Annotated in this window: 1 protein-coding gene; it reads left to right on the forward strand. The window is 38.0% G+C overall.

Annotation, left to right across the window (positions count from 1 at the left end; all coding sequences use genetic code 11):
* Positions 1–71: 71 nt before the first annotated feature.
* Positions 72–3539: hypothetical protein (locus RRG12_RS41840; RefSeq protein WP_420763205.1), on the forward strand; the 3468-nt coding region annotated here is incomplete at its 3' end.

Genomic DNA, 3539 nt, shown 5'->3' on the forward strand with positions numbered 1-3539 from the left:
AAGATTTTCGTGAAATGGTATTACATGATGTAATTATACAAACAGGTAATATAAGGTAAATTATCTATGTTATGAGTAATCAGCAAGAGCCAGAAAATTTAGCTTTTGACAATGAACGTTCATTGCAAACTCTGGTGCGAGCAATTACCCTTTCTCAGGGGGAATTTTCGCTGATTTTGCTGCGCTGTAACTATGTTGCTTTACGTCAGCGGATGGTGCAACGTCTGCACCAATTATCTCCTGTACATATTCACGAGATTACTTTACCTGCATCAGTCAAAACGCTTTACACAAATATCCGCGAACAACTGGGAGATGAACAGCCACCTGCATTGATGATTTTTGGTTTGGAGTCGGTTAAAGATATTGATACAGTTCTGACTTCAGCTAACCAAGTACGGGAGGAGTTTAGAAAGAACTTTCCGTTTCCGATATTGTTGTGGGTTAATGATTCAGTTCTGCAAAAATTGATTCGATTAGCAACTGATTTAGAAAGTTGGGCAACTATTATTGATTTTGAAAATCCTACTGATGAGTTAGTCAACTTTCTCCAGCAAAAAAGTGATGAAATCTTTGCGGGTAATGTAATGCCCAATCCCCAAATGTGCCGGGAACTAGAAACCGCCCGTCAAGATTTGCACAATCGAGGGGAAGGATTAGAAGCAGCACTTAAAGCAAGTTTAGAGTTTTTGCTTGGTTTAAATGATTATCTACATGACCAAATAGATTCTGCTTTAGCACATTATCAACAAAGCTTGGGGTTCTGGCAACAAAGTAATTATTTAGAACGACAAGGTATATTACTCGTTAATATTGCTTCAGCGTATGAGCGCCAAGCGGAAAGGAATCAAGTAGAGAATATCAGATATTGGCAAGAAGCTAGAAATTATCTTCAGCAAGCTATTGAGATTTTTGAACAAGCACAACGTTCAGATTTAGTTGCAAAACATATTACTCAACTGGGTGAAGTGCTACGACATTTACAAGCATGGTCAGACTTGCAAAGCCTTGTGGAAAAATCTCTGCCGCTACATCAAAATTATGGCACGCCGTTGCAGTTGGCTAAAGATTATGGTTTTTTGGCAGAAGTAGCCTTAGAACAGTCACGCTGGAATGAAGCTCATCAACTCGCAGGGCAAGCATTACAAATATTAGCTGAGATACCTAATTTACAATCAAATAAATTTGGTTGGTATCGGTTTATTTTAGCTAAATCTCAACAGGGTTTAGATCAATTTGAAGCAGCAATTAAGAGTTTAAAAGCTGCTAAAGCTGAAAGTAATCATCAGTACAACCCACAATTATATATATCTATATTAGACAGATTACGCTCACTCTACTTTGAACAAGGTGAATATCTAGATGCTTTTAATATTAAACAAGAACAATTACAAATTGAACAACAGTATGGTTTCCGTGCCTTTGTTGGGGCATCTTATCTCAATCCGCAGCGACAGGCAATTAATTCTGCACAGTTGCAAGTAGAAAATCCTGAAACCATTGCTCAAGAAATTGCTGCTTCTGGTCGGGGACAAGATGTTAAGCGGTTGCGAGAAAGAATTGGCGGGACTGAGCATAAATTGACTGTAATTCATGGTCAGTCAGGAGTGGGTAAAAGCTCGATTTTGCAGGGTGGGTTAATCCCGGCGTTGCAACAGGAAGCAATTGGTGAGCGAGATGCTTTACCTATTTTGTTGCGAGTTTATACAGATTGGGTAGGGATGTTGGGGCAAAGTTTGGCTAAGGCTTTTGAGGAAGTTAGAGGTAAAGAATTATTTGCTAATCTTGATTCTTCCGCAGCTATTTTAGAACAATTGCAGAGAAATGCTGACCGGAATTTGTTGACGGTTTTAATGTTTGACCAGTTTGAGGAGTTTTTCTTTGTTTATCCAGACCAAAGCCAACGACGAGCATTTTATGAGTTTTTGCGGGGTTGTCTAGATATTCCTTTTGTCAAGATAATTCTGTCTTTGCGAGAAGATTATTTACATTATTTATTAGAGTTAGAACGTCTATTTAATTTAAGTGCAATTAATAATAATATTCTTGATAAAAATATTCGCTATTACTTGGGTAATTTTTCGCCAGCCGATGCTATGGCTGTTGTGCAGAGTTTAACAGAACGCTCTCACTTTTACTTAGAGCCTGCACTGATTGATGAATTAGTGCAGAATTTAGCAGGTGATTTAGGAGAGGTACGCCCAATTGAGTTGCAAATTGTAGGCACACAATTACAAGCTGAGAAAATTACTACTTTAGAAAAGTATCGTCAATTTGGCACTAAAGAAAAACTGGTTGAGAGATTTTTAGAAGAAGTCATCCAAGATTGTGGTTCGGAGAATGAACAGGTTGCTCAATTGGTTTTATATTTGCTCACAGATGAAAATGGAACTCGTCCCCTCAAAACTCGTGCTGAGTTAGTCGTAGATTTAGCAGCAGAAACTGATAAACTCGATTTAATTTTAGATATTTTTGTTACATCAAGGTTAGTATTGCTGTTACCAGAATTTCCTGCTGATCGTTATCAATTAGTACATGATTATCTTGTATCGTTTATTCGCCAGCAGCAGGGAAGTGAGTTGTTAGCAGAATTGGCTGAATTACGAAATAAGCAAGAACAGAGCCAAGCTGAAATTAAACAACTCCGTCAAGAAAAAAAGCTATTAGCAGAGCTTGCAAGGGAGCAAGAGCAACGAAAACTAACTGAAAATGAATTAAAGCGCATTGCAGAACAAAATCAGATATTAGCTAATGCTAAATGGGAAGCTGACCAGCAAATTCAAGAGGGACGCAAGCGGTTAGCAATAAGTTCTGGTTTAGCGGTATGTTTATTATTATTGGCAGGTATATCATCTTTATATGCGTTGAATCAAATTCAAGTTGCTAAAGATGCTGGTAATAAAAAGCAACAGGCAGAAAATAAAGTGACGACGGCTGAAGCAAACTACAATCAAGCAACTCAAAGTTTGCGAGAGATAGAGAATAAAGCGCACAAATTGGAAACTAAAAAGAAAGATGCAGAGCAAAAATTTCAAGCAGCACAAGCGGAAACTCAAAAGGCTAAAAAAAATCTGCTCAAAGCTATAACAGAATTGAATTATTTAGAAGAAAGGAATAACCTTACTAAACAGAAATTACAACAAGCAAATAGACAACAACAAGAAGCAGAACTTAAAGCTAAACAGGCTCAAACTATTTTGCGTCAAGCACAAGCAGCGCTGACAAAAGCAAATGAAGCGACACAAGCGGCAAAAACAGCACAAATAGAAGCACAGCAAGGAACACAGCTAGAACAAGCTGGAGTTAATCCTATAAGACAGTTTGACTATGGCGAGTTAGAATCACTAGTGGCAGCAATGCAGAGTGGTAAAGAGTTAAAAAGTCTGGTAAAACATGGTCTTCCTCTAGAAAAATATCCAGCTATCAGCCCTATCTTTGCTTTGGATACTATTCTCAATAAAATTAAAGAACGTAACCAGTTTCAAGGGCATCAAGGCAGTGTCTTAAGTGTGAGTTTCAGCCCGGACGGCAAAACCATC

Source organism: Nostoc sp. CALU 546 (genome assembly GCF_048836525.1).